The 15,671-nt window shown below is 41.5% G+C and carries 13 protein-coding genes; 10 read left to right on the top strand and 3 right to left on the bottom strand.

Going from position 1 to position 15,671, the window contains the following annotated elements; translation table 11 throughout:
* Nucleotides 1-4: 4 nt before the first annotated feature.
* Together rsmH and D7Z94_RS20235 are read right to left on the bottom strand one after the other, a co-directional pair.
* The gene (gene rsmH / locus D7Z94_RS20230) at nt 5-916 is read right to left on the bottom strand and encodes a 16S rRNA (cytosine(1402)-N(4))-methyltransferase RsmH (RefSeq protein WP_245967264.1); all 912 of its coding nucleotides are present in this window, start codon (nt 914-916) and stop codon (nt 5-7) included.
* Complete coding sequence (locus D7Z94_RS20235; protein WP_120713693.1) at nt 888-1,361, bottom strand: division/cell wall cluster transcriptional repressor MraZ; 474 nt, start codon at nt 1,359-1,361, stop codon at nt 888-890. The genes rsmH and D7Z94_RS20235 overlap by 29 nt, the downstream gene beginning before the upstream one ends.
* A gap of 426 nt (nt 1,362-1,787) precedes the next feature.
* On the opposite strand from D7Z94_RS20235, the gene D7Z94_RS20240 reads away from it, so the two are divergent.
* The 7 genes from D7Z94_RS20240 to yihA all read left to right on the top strand — a co-directional run bounded on the left by D7Z94_RS20240 (nt 1,788) and on the right by yihA (nt 11,430).
* Nucleotides 1,788-2,525: a hypothetical protein gene (locus tag D7Z94_RS20240; RefSeq protein ID WP_147415947.1), complete on the top strand. Its 738-nt coding sequence runs from the start codon at nt 1,788-1,790 to the stop codon at nt 2,523-2,525.
* Nucleotides 2,522-5,287 (top strand): TonB-dependent receptor, encoded by a 2,766-nt coding sequence (locus D7Z94_RS20245; RefSeq protein WP_120713447.1) that lies wholly within the window; start codon nt 2,522-2,524, stop codon nt 5,285-5,287. The genes D7Z94_RS20240 and D7Z94_RS20245 overlap by 4 nt, the downstream gene beginning before the upstream one ends.
* A gap of 13 nt (nt 5,288-5,300) precedes the next feature.
* Nucleotides 5,301-6,506: a DUF4249 domain-containing protein gene (locus D7Z94_RS20250; RefSeq protein ID WP_120713448.1), complete on the top strand. Its 1,206-nt coding sequence runs from the start codon at nt 5,301-5,303 to the stop codon at nt 6,504-6,506.
* Entirely contained in the window at nt 6,503-8,293 is a 1,791-nt protein-coding gene (locus D7Z94_RS20255; RefSeq protein ID WP_120713449.1) for a hypothetical protein, read from the top strand. Before D7Z94_RS20250 ends, D7Z94_RS20255 begins: the two co-directional genes overlap by 4 nt.
* 302 nt (nt 8,294-8,595) lie before the next feature.
* On the top strand, nt 8,596-9,762 hold the full coding sequence (locus D7Z94_RS20260) for a DUF4249 domain-containing protein (RefSeq protein ID WP_158594695.1): 1,167 nt from the start codon (nt 8,596-8,598) through the stop codon (nt 9,760-9,762).
* 276 nt (nt 9,763-10,038) lie between these two features.
* Complete coding sequence (locus D7Z94_RS20265) at nt 10,039-10,803, top strand: alpha/beta fold hydrolase (protein WP_120713451.1); 765 nt, start codon at nt 10,039-10,041, stop codon at nt 10,801-10,803.
* A gap of 12 nt (nt 10,804-10,815) precedes the next feature.
* Nucleotides 10,816-11,430 carry a ribosome biogenesis GTP-binding protein YihA/YsxC gene (gene yihA / locus D7Z94_RS20270; protein ID WP_120713452.1) on the top strand — a complete coding sequence of 205 codons (615 nt, stop codon included), beginning with the start codon at nt 10,816-10,818 and terminating at the stop codon, nt 11,428-11,430.
* 70 nt (nt 11,431-11,500) lie between these two features.
* Here the strand turns inward: yihA and D7Z94_RS20275 are convergent, their stop codons facing one another.
* Nucleotides 11,501-11,869, bottom strand: coding sequence for a GTPase (locus D7Z94_RS20275; protein WP_120713453.1), 369 nt, complete (start codon nt 11,867-11,869; stop codon nt 11,501-11,503).
* A gap of 56 nt (nt 11,870-11,925) precedes the next feature.
* Here D7Z94_RS20275 and bla point away from each other — a divergent pair, with 56 nt between their 5' ends.
* The 3 genes from bla to D7Z94_RS20290 all read left to right on the top strand — a co-directional run bounded on the left by bla (nt 11,926) and on the right by D7Z94_RS20290 (nt 15,591).
* Nucleotides 11,926-12,666, top strand: a complete 741-nt coding sequence (bla, locus tag D7Z94_RS20280) for a subclass B1 metallo-beta-lactamase (protein ID WP_120713454.1) — start codon at nt 11,926-11,928, stop codon at nt 12,664-12,666.
* 5 nt (nt 12,667-12,671) lie between these two features.
* Entirely contained in the window at nt 12,672-14,291 is a 1,620-nt protein-coding gene (locus D7Z94_RS20285) for an alkaline phosphatase D family protein (RefSeq protein WP_245967265.1), read from the top strand.
* Nucleotides 14,292-14,484: 193 nt separating this feature from the next.
* Nucleotides 14,485-15,591, top strand: a complete 1,107-nt coding sequence (locus D7Z94_RS20290; RefSeq protein ID WP_120713456.1) for a hypothetical protein — start codon at nt 14,485-14,487, stop codon at nt 15,589-15,591.
* Nucleotides 15,592-15,671 lie beyond the last annotated feature (80 nt).

The following is a 15,671-nucleotide window of genomic DNA, read 5'->3' on the forward strand; positions in this document are numbered from 1 at the left end:
TGAATCAAATTCTTTCCGCTATTCGTAATTTGGCACTCCGTGCCCTATTATTCATTCTAATTTCTTCTTTGGATGGAACTACCAGTCCTCCTACTTTTTTAAACGGCTCACTTGTATTGCCATAAAAATCCTTTTCAGGATCTCCTTCAAACAGCCCGGCACGAATAAACCGTTTTACCAGACGATCTTCCAGGGAATGGTAACTAATAATACTCAACCTTCCCCCTTTATCCATTATTTCCGGAGTTTGCATCAAAAATTCCTTGATCGCCTCAATTTCTTGGTTCACTTCAATGCGAATGGCTTGATAAATCTGTGCCAGAATCTTATGCTCCTTATGTTTGGGCAGGAATCCTTGCAAGGCATTTTTTAATTGTGCCGTGGTATTGATCGGTTCCATGCGCCGGTACTCGATCAAAGTACTCGCCAAGGCTTTGGCATTTCTCAAATCGCCATATTGAAACAATATCCTTTGCAATTCCGACGAATCGTAAGTATTCACCACATCATGGGCCGTAAGCCGGTTGCGCGTGCTCATCCGCATATCCAAATCCGAATCGAAGCGCGTTGAAAACCCGCGCTCGGCCTGATCAAATTGATGTGAGGAAACCCCAAAATCCCCAAGAATTCCATCTACTTTCCGAATGCCATAGAACTTTAAAAACTGTTTGATATACCGAAAATTCTCATTGATCAGAACAAATCTTTCGTCATCGATCCTATTCTCCAAAGCATCCTCATCCTGATCAAATGCAAACAGCTTTCCCTCATCTCCCAATCTTCCCAATATTTCCTTGGAATGCCCTCCGCCACCAAAGGTTACATCCACATATACCCCATCTTTTTTAATACGGAGTCCATCTACGGACTCCTTTAACAGAACCGGATTATGATACATCGTCCTTGGGCTTTTCATTGCCCATGACCTTTCTGGCCAACTTTGCATTCTCCTCTGAAGGCGCCTTTATGGATTCCTCGTACAACGCCTTGTCCCATATTTCCAAGTTCTTGTTTATGGAGGCGAGTACCACCTCTTTCGTAATCCCCACGGTGGTAATCAGATTTTTAGGTATCAATAACCTTCCGGCACTATCTATCTCCACCGGCCTTAGTCCGGCCGTATACTTTCGTATGAACTCCAAATTTTCCGGTTCGTACCTGCTCTTGGTATTCAATTCCTTCATGACCGTATTCCATTCTCCCATAGGATATAATTCCAAACAGTTATCGTACATGGAACGCTTAATAACAAAGCCCTCGTTGCGTATGGGTGTCATCTGGCTCAAAAGGGTAACTGGGAGCTTTACCCTACCCTTGGCGTCTGCCTTGCAATCATATGTTCCAAAAAAATAAATATCCAAAGTATGGCCGGTTCTACTTTTTAATAACTCAAATATATAGAAATTATTACCACAATTTACCACAAAAAACCACTTTGTTAATAAAATCGATGTTTTTTGGAGCAAAATGAGGCTCTTTAAAAGCAATTCATTGTAAAAAAGGGGAATAGGCCGTCGCGGCACGGTTTAAAAAGTGGAAGCGTATTTTATCAGAGAAAGCTGTATTTGGAAGTTTTATTCCAACTTCTAGTGGATTTTGAAGCAGCCGACCGCTGTTTTTGTTAAGCTACACTTTTTATGATGTGTTTATGAATAAATAGTCTATATTTAAAATAATAAGCATGGGCAATCCGAGCTTTACGATTTCTATTTTTATAAAGCATGTGCTTCCTTCATCCCAATCATGATTTCTTTTATAGTACATTGTTAAAAAATGGTGGTTTTCGGATGATTATTATTCCAGCCATTCTCATACTGCTACCTTTTACCAGTCCTGCACAGGCCGAAAAGGATTTAAGCTCCCACTACAATTGGTTCGATTCTCTTATCGGCATTGAAAATTTGGAAATGCATTATGGCGCCGTTTATGTGGAAAAGCATAGGTCAAAAAGCAAAAAATCCAAGTTTTTTCCTTCCCCATATTTTTCACGGGGCCATGTGGTCATTGATAATCTACCTTATTATTCGCTAAACCTGAAGTATAATATCTATGAGGATGAGCTTTTACTGCAAGTTGCAAACGAGTTTGGGGGGAAAGTGTTACAGCTCTATAAAGAAAAGATCAGCAATTTTACCATTGCCGATTATACATTTATAAGAATTGACGGTTCCGAAATTAATAATGACGCAATTGATTCCGGTTTTTACGAAGTGGTCTTGGAAAAACCTTTATTTACTTTATTAAAGAGGTATCGAAGGTTATTGACAGAGCAATTGGGTGCAAATTTGATTTTTTATGAATTCGAAGCATTGGATCCTGAATTTGTGGTTCATTATAATACGGCATACCATCGCCTTAAAAAGATAGATGATGTAAAAGCGCTATTTCCACAAAACACGGTACAGCTAAACAGTTTTATAAAAAATCAACCTTCGGGTTTAAGTTTTGAAAATCAGTTGAAATCCACATTCCTATTTATAGACTCCCTATCGAATAAAGAAAAGGATAAAGCCATGGACGAATGAAGTTTTTATTCTTTTCCTTATTTGCATTGCTATCTTTTCAATGGTTAGCGGCGCAGACCGATACCACAAAAATAGACCTTGTTTTTACTGATGCTTCCAGAATGGAGGTTTTGGAAAAGCTAGAGGAAGTTTCGGGATATCATTTATTCTTTGTAGAAGAATGGTTGGGCAACGATTTAATTTCTGGGTCCTATCAAAACTCTTCGGTGACCACCGTCCTTCAAGATGTATTTAAGGAAACCATTATCAATTTTTTTGTTCTGGACGATAGCAATATCATATTGACCCGCAATACTATAATACGGGATGAGCTGCACCCTAGTTTTCATGAAGGGACAACCTCAACGCAAGAAGACACAACAGAATTATCCGAGGCTCCCTCCTACTTTTACCTGGAAGAAAAACAAGATACGGGGCCGGATATAGAAACCGTACGCATTGGAAGGGAGCGGAAAAACATTGGCCGCCAAACGTTTACCCTATCCGGCCGTGTTCGGGACAAAACCACTGGTAAGCCTATTCAAAACTTGGCCATCGTGGTAAAAGGGGGCTCCAAGGGAGTAAGCACGGACGCCAATGGGTTTTATAAAATAGAGCTTCCCGCCGGGGTAAACCTGCTCCAAACCAAAGGTATTGGTATAGAAACCTTGGAAAAAAGGATTATTATGTACAACAATGGCCAATTGGACTTTAACCCCGGTGAAAGTGCAGAGCAGTTGGATGAGGTAGTCGTAGAAAGCAATCGGTTGAGAAATGTAGAAAAGGTAGTTACAGGAGTGGTCGAAATCGATATCGCCGAAATAAAAAGTATTCCCCTAGTGCTCGGGGAACGGGATATTCTTAAAACGGCCATAACGTTGCCCGGGATTACCAATGCCGGGGAAGGTGCCGCAGGATATAATGTACGAGGAGGAGGCACGGATCAAAATCTAATTCTTTTGGATAATGCCGTTCTTTATAATCCAGCTCATTTCTTTGGTATTTTTTCCGCCTTGAATCCCTTTACCACGGGTGCGGTTACCATTTATAAGGGAAGTATCCCTGCGGAATATGGAGGGCGCCTGTCCTCTGTCTTTGATATTACCACCAAAGACGCCAACACCAAAAAGTTTTCCGGAGAAGCCTCCTTGGGGCCGGTTACCAGTAATCTTGTCCTAGAGGTGCCTATTGTAAAGGATAAATCCGGTATTCTGGTCGGGGGGAGAACCACCTACTCCAACTGGATATTGAGATCTTTGGATGACGAATCGCTAAGAAACAGCCAGGCATCATTTTATGATGTCATCGCAAAATATAACGACCGTATCAATGAAAGGAACAACATTTCGGCCACCGCTTACTTTAGTAGGGATGCCTTTAGTATTACATCGGATTCCATATTCAGCTATAGCAATCGATTGATATCCTTAAAATGGAACCATCAAATCAATGAAAAAAACTCCGCCAATGTATCGCTTTCCAATAGCGAGTATGGTTTCGGTATTGATTTTGAGAATAATTCCGATAGGGATTTCGATTTGGGCTATCGGATCAACGAGACAGAACTCAAATTGAACCTGCTAAAACTTGCAGGAAAATCACATAAGGTCAGCTATGGCCTGTCAAGCAAGTTATACCTTGTAGACCCTGGGGATATCGACCCTGTTGGTAGCCAGTCTATTATTGAACCCCTTAGTTTGCAAAGGGAAAAAGGATTGGAATCCGCCTTGTTCATTTCGGACAATTTTACGGTAAGTCCAAAATTGTCGTTTGATATAGGCCTACGCTATTCTTTCTATGCTGCACTTGGAGCATCGTCCCAAAGGATTTATGAGGCCGGATTACCTAAAAGCGAGGGAACCCTGGTAGAAGTTCAGGAATTTGGAAACAATGAAGTCATCAAAACCTATGGCGGTCCGGAAGGCAGGGTGTCCGGTCGTTACTTTTTAACCCCGGATTTTTCCGTTAAGGCCAGCTACAACAACACGCTTCAATACATACATACCTTATCCAGTAACACTACGGTATCGCCCACGGATACGTGGAAGTTGTCGGACATTAATATTGAGCCGCAAAGGGCCAATCAAGTTTCGTTGGGTTTGTTCAAAAACTTTGATGATAACCGGTATGAATTGAGCTTGGAGGGTTATTACAAAAGATCAAAAAATATTCTTGATTATAAGGTAGGGGCGCAATTATTGCTTAATGAATCCATTGAGACCGAAGTATTACAGGGTGAGGGAAAAGCCTATGGTGTTGAATTTCTATTGAAGAAAAAGGAGGGCCGTTTAAATGGATGGTTGGGGTATACCTATTCCCGTTCCTTTATAAAGTTGGATAGCGAATTTCCCGAAGAACGAATCAACAATGGAGAGTACTTTCCCGCTAATTTTGACAAACCCCATGATATTAGTCTGGTAACCAATTACAAGCTGACCAAACGCTTCAGCTTTTCAGCAAATTTTGTATACCAAACGGGAAGGCCGGTTACCTTTCCAATAGGTTCATACTTTCTGGATGGTGCGGAATATGCATTGTTCAGTGATAGAAATAAGTTTCGGATTCCAGACTTTTATAGACTGGACCTAAGTTTTAATGTGGAAGGGAACCATAAGATCAAAAAATTCGCCCATAGCTTTTGGAATATATCGGTGTATAACGTACTGGGTAGAAACAATCCATTTTCAGTCTTTTTTGTCACCGAGGATGGGTCGTTACAGGCTTTTAAAAGCTCCATTTTTGCTATTCCGGTGCCTACCATAACGTATAACTTTAAATTTTAAACGTACTACATCTATGAACGGGGAGCTCCTAAAATATAGCCAGATGATTTTTACCTTGCTTTGGGCATATATCATTTTGGAGGGCTGTACCGAACCTTTCTCACCGGATATACCTTTTTCGGATAGTCTTCTAGTCGTAGATGCCACGATTACCAATGAATTAAAAACTCATGAGATTTTTTTGAGCAGATCCACTCAGGGAAATGAGGAGTCACAGGTAGAATCCAATGCCACGGTCCGTATTGTGGATGATAGCCAACGACAATTTCCATTTACGGAAACGGAACCGGGCACCTACGTTTCAGACGTTATGTTCGAAGCCGAACCTGACCGATTCTACCGCTTGTTGATTTCAACGGCCAGTGGCCGAGAATATGCCTCCAGCCCTACTGTGTTACCTCCCCAAACCGCGGAAATAACTGATGTTTATGCAGATAGGACTACAACCGATAGTGGTCTGGATGGTATGGGCATCTTTGTCAATAGTTTTGACCCTACAGGGAATTCGATCTATTATAAATATGAGTATGAAGAAACCTACAAGATCATCGCACCAAAATGGAGTCCTAGCCAACTGGTGGCCGGTTCTGAAGAAAGTCAATCGGTGCTTGTGGTAGGAAGAGATCCGGACAACGAGGAACGAACCTGTTTTGCCACGGAAAAATCAAATACCCTTGTTATTACGAATACTTCTGGGGTTGGAGAAGATCGGGTTACAGATTTCAATGTACGATTTATCAATAGGGACAATTTTATAATATCGCACCGGTATAGCCTACTGGTAAAGCAGTTTGTTCTATCCCGTGAGGTTTTTGAATTTTATGAGAAGCTGCAGGATTTTTCCGGTGTCGAAAGCTTATTTTCGGATAGTCAACCCGGTTTCATTGTAGGAAACATTTCTCCCCAGGACAACGGGGAGGACGAAGTCGTAGGTATTTTTGAGGTATCATCCGTTTCCGAAAAAAGGGTCTTTTTCAATTATTCCGATTTTTTCCCGGATGAGGATCTGCCTCCCTTTGTTAATGAGTGCGGTCAGGTTACTTTTCCGAGCGGGTTTACTCCGACATTATATGATTTGGTCAAATCGAACAGGGTAAGCTATACGAACGAGGTTCGTAACGAATTAGGAGCCTTGGAAGCATATATTGTTGTCCCTAGAATATGTGGTGATTGCACATTATTAGGGAGTAATGTTATACCTGATTTTTGGAAAGAATGAATACAAAAACGGTCACACAAAAACTATTTCCCCTTTGTGCGCTATTATTTTTGGCGCCAAATTTTAACCATGGGCAATACCAAATAAGTTCCAAAGAGGAAATCGAAGGCTTTAAAAGTATTCCCGGCGAGACTGTTTTTATCCATTACAATGACCCTTTATTGCTGGTAGGCGAGTATTTGTATTATAAATTGTACTGCCTAAAGGAAAACGACTTAACCCCCAGCCCTATTAGTAAAATGGGTTATGTAGAATTGGTGGGCGAGGACAAAAACTTGGTTTTTAGGCATAAGATACCGCTTACCTCTGGCATGGGGCAGGGAGATTTCTTTATCCCTACTACTGTCCCTACAGGGAATTATAAATTGATCGGCTATACTCAATGGATGTTCAATGCCGACCATCAGGATTTTTTCACCGCCGATATTAATATCATAAATCCGTATCAAGAACTTCCCAAAACCAAATCCTCCCCAATGGAGATCAGTAGACTTGACCAAAGCCCAAATGGACCCAACACTTCGGATTCATCCAAAGCACAACTGAAATCTACTTTTTTAAAAATCGAATCGGACAAGGAGAAATATGGGAAACGGGAAAGAGTATCCTTAAGAATTAGTACTGGAACGGCTCCTGATCATGGAGATTACTCGCTTTCCGTACGTAAAACGTACGCTGAAATACCTAGTGCCAAAATCACGGCGGCCCAATTCTCCCTTAATGCCGATACCAGTAAAAAATCGCATGGTATGGCACTAAATAATCGGATTTATTTGCCAGAATTACGTGGTGAACTCTTATCGGGCCGAGTAGTTTCCAAAGTTGACAACACTCCTATGACCCATGGAAAATTGAGTCTTTCTTTTTTTGGGGACCATCCTGTCGTACAGATCGTAAATACAAACGGGAAAGGTGTTTTTCATTCCAATCTTAACCAAATTGACAGAAGCGATCTTACTGCCTTACAGGTCTTGGGAAATGACAAAGAGCAATGGCTCATACTGCTAGACACCGTTCCCCGGCCCAACTATGACGAACTCGATTTCAAGGAATTTTCCATTTCCCAAAATCTAAATCCTTTGATTCTTGAGCACAGCATTCACAATCAGGTTGAAAACGCCTATTTTGAACAAAAGGCGGACAGTACGGTGCGTATCAACCTAAAATTACCCGTTTACCATGCACTGGAGGAGACCTATATTTTGGATGATTATACGCGCTTTCCAACATTAAAGGAAACCGTAGTTGAAATAATCAATGGCGTACTGCTCAGGAAGGTCAAAGGTAAGTTCAAGTTTTTGGTAAGGAGCGATGAAAACTATCTTCTTGGCTCCGATGATACCCCATTGGTCTTAGTGGATGGCCTGCCATTGGAAGATCTTTCTAGCCTGGTGGCCTACGATGTTAACGGAATTGAACGAATTGGTATTTCCCGACACGAATATTATATAGGTCCGCAACTTTATAAGGGTATTGTGTCCATCAGCACCAAGGAAAATGATTTTTTATCCAAAACAAACCTAAATCATGTGCAGCAAGTAAAAATAGCAAGCCCCATTTCCTTAAAACAGTATTACTTTCAGGATTATGCGGACCAATCGGAAACAAAACGATTGCCCGATTATAGGCACCAATTGTTCTGGAAACCTAATTTGGAATTGAAAAAAGAAGAGACTACCTTAATTTTCTATACCTCTGACAATACGGGTGAATATGAAATATCGCTCGAGGGGTTCACCCAAGAGGGAAAACCTGTGTCAATTTCAGAGTACATACTTGTAGAATAATCAACTAAAATGACGCCTCTTAGTTCAAATATTTAGAATACAACAAATAAAGCCCCTTAATGAACCAGTTTGGTTAGAGCTAAACTTGGAGAAAATCATAAAATCGGATATTTTACTCATAACAATATATCCGAGAGCAACATTTTAGATAGTAATAAGGCATTTTCAGGGAATGTCGAGTACAGATTGCCGAAATTACGTATGAGTTCTGTTTTAGTAATTCTCTAGCCCATCTTAACCCATAGCTTTAAATTTTGAATCGCACCGTAGTAATGAACAGGGGACCCTCAAAATATGGCAAAATGATTTTTACCTTTTTTTGGGTATACATTATTTTTGGGGGATGCACGGAACCTTTCTCACCGGATATACCTTTTTCGGACAGTCTATTGGTAGTAGATGCCACGATTACCAATGAACTAAAAAACCATGAGGTTTTTTTAAGCAGATCTACCCAGGGAGACGAAGAGCCAGACTTAGAATCCAACGCAACGGTCCGTATTGTGGATGATAGCCAACAACAATTTTCATTTACGGAAACGGAAACGGGCACTTATGTTTCAGACGTTATGTTCGGTGCCGAACCCAACAGGTCCTATCGTTTATTGATTACAACCGCCAGCGGCCGTGAATATGCCTCAAGCCCTGCTGTGTTACCTCCCCAAACCACGGAAATAGCAGATGTTTATGCGGAAAGGACCACCACCGAAAGCGGTTTGGATGGTATGGGTATCTTTGTTAACAGTTTTGACCCTACTGGGAATTCAATCTATTATAAATATGAATATGAGGAAACCTATAAAATTATAGCTCCTAGATGGGTACCTTTTGGGTTTGCCATAATCAACGAGAATCCCCTTATCGTAGATGTTCGTTCTAGGCAAGGACAGAGAATCTGCTTTGCATCGGAAGAATCAAATACCATTATTTTAACCAATACTTCTGGGGTTGGGGAAGATAGGGTAACCGATTTTAATATCCGATTTATCAATCGGGACGACTATATTATTTCGCATCGGTATAGCGTACTGGTAAAACAGTTTGTTTTGTCAAGGGAAGCTTTTGAGTTTTACGAAAAACTTCAGGATTTTTCAGGTGTGGAAAGTCTATTTTCAGATAGCCAACCGGGCTTTATTGTAGGAAACATCTTCCCTCAGGACAGTGGAAATGATCGGGTAGTAGGTATTTTTGAGGTTTCGTCCGTTTCGGAAAAAAGACTCTTTTTTAATTATTCGGATTTTTTTCCTGGTGAAGACCTTCCTCCTTTTGTTGATGACTGCCCTCCTGGATCTACTTCTGCCCCTGAATCCGAAGAACTTCTTCGATTAATCAGGGCAAACACTATAAGTTTCAGTAATTTCAACCAAAATCCTTCTCCGGGACAAGGGAGATGGTTTGTGCAGCCCAGGGTATGTGGGGATTGTACGGCATTGGGAACCGAAGCCATACCCGACTTCTGGGAAGAATAAGAAAATATGGATCAAGGGTTTGTGAAAGGGGGAAACGGATATTCATTTCCAAGTACTTCTTTGTAGAGTAATCGTTGTAGGGCACATTGTTATTCGCTCTTTTTAAAATTCCTTTTTTACTAAAAAAGTGCTTCCCCATTTTTTATATTTGGTAGGAAATAGGCAATGGTGCTAGAAAATTTAAGTTGGAACTTAAAAATCGTCGGCATACATACATATTCATAGCTATTGTAGGGAAATGTCTATATTTGCCAGCAAGCACCTGAAGTATCCTGAATGGAAGAAAAGCTTACAACAGAAGGAAAATACCGGTATATCGAAGTAGGGGAAGGTGCCCCTATTATTATATTACACGGTCTTATGGGAGGGTTGAGCAATTTCCATGGTGTTACCGACCATTTTCCCAAAAAAGGATATAAGGTTTTGGTTCCCGAACTACCTATTTATGATATGCCGCTTCTAAAGACCAATGTAAAGCAGTTTGCTAAATTCTTAGAAGGATTTATCGAATTTAAGGGACTAAAGGATGTAATTCTGCTCGGGAATTCATTGGGCGGCCATATAGGCCTCTTATATACTAAATTGTATCCGGAAAGGATAAAAGGATTGGTGATTACCGGAAGTTCCGGACTTTATGAAAGTGCCATGGGCGATGGTTATCCCAGGCGGGGAGACTATGAATTCATTAAGAAGAAGGCCCAGAACGTGTTTTATGACCCGGAAGTAGCTACCAAGGAGATTGTTGACGAGGTCTTTGCCACGGTCAATAACCGAAATAAGATTATAAAGACCTTGGCCATTGCCAAAAGTGCCATACGCCACAATATGGCAAAAGATCTTCCAAAAATGCATACCCCTACCTGTATCATATGGGGAGAGGACGACAACGTTACACCACCAAACGTAGCCGAGGAATTCCATGAGCTTTTACCGGATTCCGAGCTATTCTGGATCAAACAATGCGGTCACGCCCCGATGATGGAACATCCGGAGGAATTCAACAAGATTCTCGACGCCTGGCTGGAAAAACGCGATTTCTAAAAGTTTTACCCGATGAAAATAAAATCGGCCCATTTTGTGATGAGCAACTCCAAGGTGGCCCAATGTCCCAATGAACCCTTGCCGGAATATGCTTTTATCGGACGGTCCAATGTAGGCAAGTCGTCCTTGATCAATATGTTGGTACAACGAAAAAGCTTGGCCAAGACATCCGGACGGCCCGGCAAGACCCAACTGATCAATCACTTTAAAATCAATGACAATTGGTTTTTAGTAGATCTTCCCGGTTATGGTTATGCCCGTGTATCCAAAAAGGAAAAGAAGACCTTCCAGAAATACATTACGGACTACTTTCTTAAGCGCAAACAATTAGTCTGTGCCTTTATATTGATCGATATTCGCCATGACCCCCAAAAGATAGATTTGGAATTTATGCAATGGATGGGGGAACATGCCATCCCCTTTGCCATCATTTTTACCAAAGCGGACAAATTGAAACCACAGGACCAAGAGTCTCGAGCCGATGCCTATCTACAAAAGCTATTGGAGGGCGTTTGGGAAGAAGTACCTACCCATTTTATCACTTCGTCTACCAAAGGAACAGGGCGGGAAGCTGTTTTGGCCTATATTAATGCTATAAACGAGGAATTTAGGGAGCAGGTGAAGTAGGATGGTTGATAGTTAAGGTAACCATTTGCAAAATAACAACTACCGCCAACTGACAACTAGCAACTGACAACTATTTTCTCCTTTCCGTTATCAACCCAATCAACACCCCTGCATCTTCCAACGTGTTCAATTCCTCTGTCTTTATAAAAACCTCCAGGTTTTCATCTACCAAAGCCAAGACAATGGGAAAAGTAAACTTATAACCAAACTTTGACCGATATGCCTTGGCAAACTCGTCCCGATGCAAAAACTCAAGGTCCAAATCGGATTGTTTTCTAAATTCCTTCCAAATCTTATTTTCGGTAAAGGCCCCATAGGTAATATCGCAGAGGTTGCATTCGTAGGTAGCCGGACTTAATATCTTGTGCGCCCCGTCTATCAATTGGTTACGTAATCCGGAATCGGCATTGTAAATAAAGATGAGTTTTTCAAGTTTCATAGCATTCGAATTGAAGGGTAAAGATCTATATTTATAGCACATAAATTATTCTTTTCATGTACCGGAAATCCTTTTATGCACTTTTGGTTGTCGTCTTGGTATTTGTCCATGGTAGGTCACAAAAAACAACCGCTGCTTACAGTTCGGAAAATTTAAAGATAATTCCCTTAACGGAACATAGCTTTGTCCATATTTCGTATCTGAACGTACCTGAATATGGCCGAGTAGCGTGCAATGGTGCAATTTATATGTATTCTGGCGAAGCCGTTGTTTTTGACACCCCTGTTGATGATGCCGTTTCCCGGGAGCTCATCCAATGGATTACGGAAACAAAGAAGCATCAGGTAACCGCTGTGGTCATCAACCATTTTCACAATGATTGTGTCGGAGGGCTGGCGTCTTTCCACGATTTGGATATTCCTTCTTATGCGAACCAACAAACCTTGGTTTTGGCGAAGCAAGAGGGCCGTACGGTCCCAAAAGTAGGTTTTGAGAATACGATGGAGCTTAAGGTGGGTAACCAAATCGTAATAAACCGATTTTTTGGTGAAGCCCACACGCGAGATAACATCATAAGTTATGTTCCCAGTGAGGCGCTCCTATTTGGGGGCTGTGCTGTAAAGTCCATGGGCGCAGGCAAGGGAAACCTTGAGGATGCCAATATCGCGGAATGGAGTGCTACGATGGAAAAAGTAAAAAAGGCCTATCCCAAGGTACAAACCGTGATTCCAGGACATGGGAATCCTGGTGGAATCGAACTACTGGAATATACCCAAAACATGTTTAAAAAGAAATGAATCTCATGATGAACAAATTATTCGTTACCTTAACCCTAGCCTGCCTGTTGTTTTCCTGTGCCGAAAAACCCAAAGAACAAATTCCGCCCGTGGAGGCACCCTTTTCCGATGTGGACACCCTGGCCATTAATGATTGGTGGAATCGGGGGGATAATCCCATCATCGATTTAAAGGTGGGCCGGGATAGTGTGGTCGCTTTTGGCATCTATACCGTGCACAACAAGGTTCTAAAATTATCGGCCCAGCTATACCCTTTATATCCTGAGGAGACCCGCGAGGTACGCTTGGAAATAGCCAAAAATGGAAAATGGACAGAAATCCAGAAACAACAGCTAAACGATATCGGTTGGTCCGCTTTGTTTCGCGTAGCCGATTGGGACGACACCCGGGACATCAAATATCGGATTCGTCATGGGGAAAAAGCCTTTTTTGAAGGGCTGGTCCGTAAGAATCCAACGGACAAAACGGAGATCAGTATTGCCGCCCTTTCCTGTAACTCCAATAAGGACCGGGGTATGCGCGAGAATTACGTACGAAACATCAACCACCAGGATCCCGATATTATCTTCTTTGCGGGGGACCAGTCCTATGATCATACAGAACATACGGCGGCGTGGTTAAAATTCGGCCTACAGTTTAAGGAAACCTTTCGAAACCGGCCCTGTGTTGCCATTCCAGATGATCACGATATTGGCCAAGGCAATCTTTGGGGCGAAAATGGTAAGGTCTCCACCTCCCCCGGAGGCCCGGATGGCGGCTACACCTACCACCCAGAATATGTAAAAATGGTGGAACGCTGCCAAACGGCCCATTTACCGGACCCTTATGATGCCACGCCCATAGAACAGGGAATCGGGGTATACTATACCCATTTGATACTGGGAGGCGTAGATTTTGCCATTATCGAGGACCGCAAGTTTAAGTCGGGGCCCGAGGGGAAAATCCCGCAACAAGGCCCACGGCCCGATCACATCCGCAACCCGGACTATGATCCAGCCTCCATAGACCTTCCAGGACTTACCCTTTTGGGCGATCGCCAGCTAAAATTTCTGGACGAATGGGGCGACCAAAACCCGGAGACCTTAAAAGTGGTACTTTCTCAGACCGGTTTCTGCGGTGGTGCGCATATCCATGGCTCCCTGGACAATCGCCTCCATGCCGATCTGGATAGTAACGGCTGGCCGCAAACGGGACGTAACAAGGCTTTACGATTGATCAAAAAAGCCGGGGCGGTTCATATTGCGGGTGACCAGCATTTGGCCACGGTAATCCAACAGGGGATCGACGAATTTGGGGACGGCCCCTGGGCCTTTGTAGTCCCTGCCATTGTTAATGACTACTATAGCCGCTGGTGGTGGCCGGAGGACGAAAAGCCCGGAGCCCACCCCAACCCGGATACTTCCCTCCCCTGGACCGGGGACTATCTAGATGGGTTTCACAACAAGATACGGATGATGGCCTATGTAAACCCGGAAAGTTCCTCCAGAGGAGGAGGCTATGGCCTGATCCGTTTCAATAAGACGGACCGAACCGCCACCTTTGAATGCTGGCCCCGTTATGTGGACGTAACCCAAGCGGACGCTGATCAGTTTGAGGGCTGGCCCATCACCGTTTCCATGGAATAGCCTGTACTATCAAAACGTATCCCGATTTCCGTTTATAGTCGTTTGTAAATCCTTGTTTTCGTTCCCACCCGAGGCGGGCAAGTGTAAACAAGTACATCCAGTTTTTAGATGGGTATACTTGATTTTATGGAAAAATTGTAGGAATTTTATAGTATTGTTTATAGCCCTGTCGTTGCAAAGGAAAAATTACTGAATGAATAGCATAATAATAGGAAATGGAATAGACATTCAGTTCGGTGGATTTGAATATACAAACAGAAGCATAATTGAAAGAGCTTTACTCTACTTAAAAACTGGCGATTTTTCATCCGAAGTTTATACAAAAGAAATTGAAACTTGGATTTATATTCTACATTCAGAGGTTCCAAATTTTTTAAATGGACATTATGACCAATTAGCTGTATTAAATGATGAGAAAGAAGAATTAGAAAGTTTCAAAAGAAACTACTCAAAAAATGTCTCTATTTCGGATATAGGTTTTGAATATTATTTTCTACTAAATGAATTACATTGTCGGAAAAATAAAATCACAAATCCAGAACGATATTATTTTCAAGAGTTTTTGCGGAGACTTTTTTTGGACTCTATATTTAACAAAGGAGAAATTAATAAGCTCTATTTAAAGTTCCCTGCCAAAGTTGTTAACTACATCAGTTCTTTTGATAATGTTTTTACAACAAATTATGATAGGAATGTTGAGTTAGCAACCGGTAGAAATGTATTATATCTACACGGAGCATTCCACGTACTTGACCCAGTTTATGATTCTAATAGTTTTAGAAATCGATTATCTGATAAGCCTGCTGAACAAACACCAGTAGTTAAGGGATTTGAGCATACATTTTCCAATGCAATAACTGGAAGTTCAGGAGCGTTTAAACTTTTTGCAGCAAATCAACCTGAATTAGCAAATTCGGCAATAGATAAATTTGCAAAAGGAATGCAAGAAAACCCAGAAATTAGTAGTCAAATTGAAGAATGGAGAAATTCAGATAATGATATTGTAAAAAAACTTTATGAAGCTATTATCCTAAAGACACAAGAACCTGATTTAGAATTTTCAATTGATTATTCTGTTAATAAACTTAAGTCTGTAGAAGGGAAAATAACATTTATTGGTTTATCACCGAATAATGATTCTCACATAATGAAAGTAATAAAAGGAAATATAAAAGTGGACACTATTGAATTCTATTATTTTGACAAACGAGAATCTAGAGATATTAACCAGTTTTTCAATAATAAGAATGTCGTAACCGAAAGTATAGTTGACTTTTGGAATGAAAAAGCCAGCACATAATAATACTCAAAGCAAATAAGGTGGTAAGTGCTGAATGCAATGACTTTAGCATGTTTGCTAAGTCCAACAAATCTTTTGGA

Source organism: Ulvibacterium marinum (genome assembly GCF_003626755.1).
Classification (GTDB): Bacteria; Bacteroidota; Bacteroidia; order Flavobacteriales; family Flavobacteriaceae; genus Ulvibacterium; species Ulvibacterium marinum.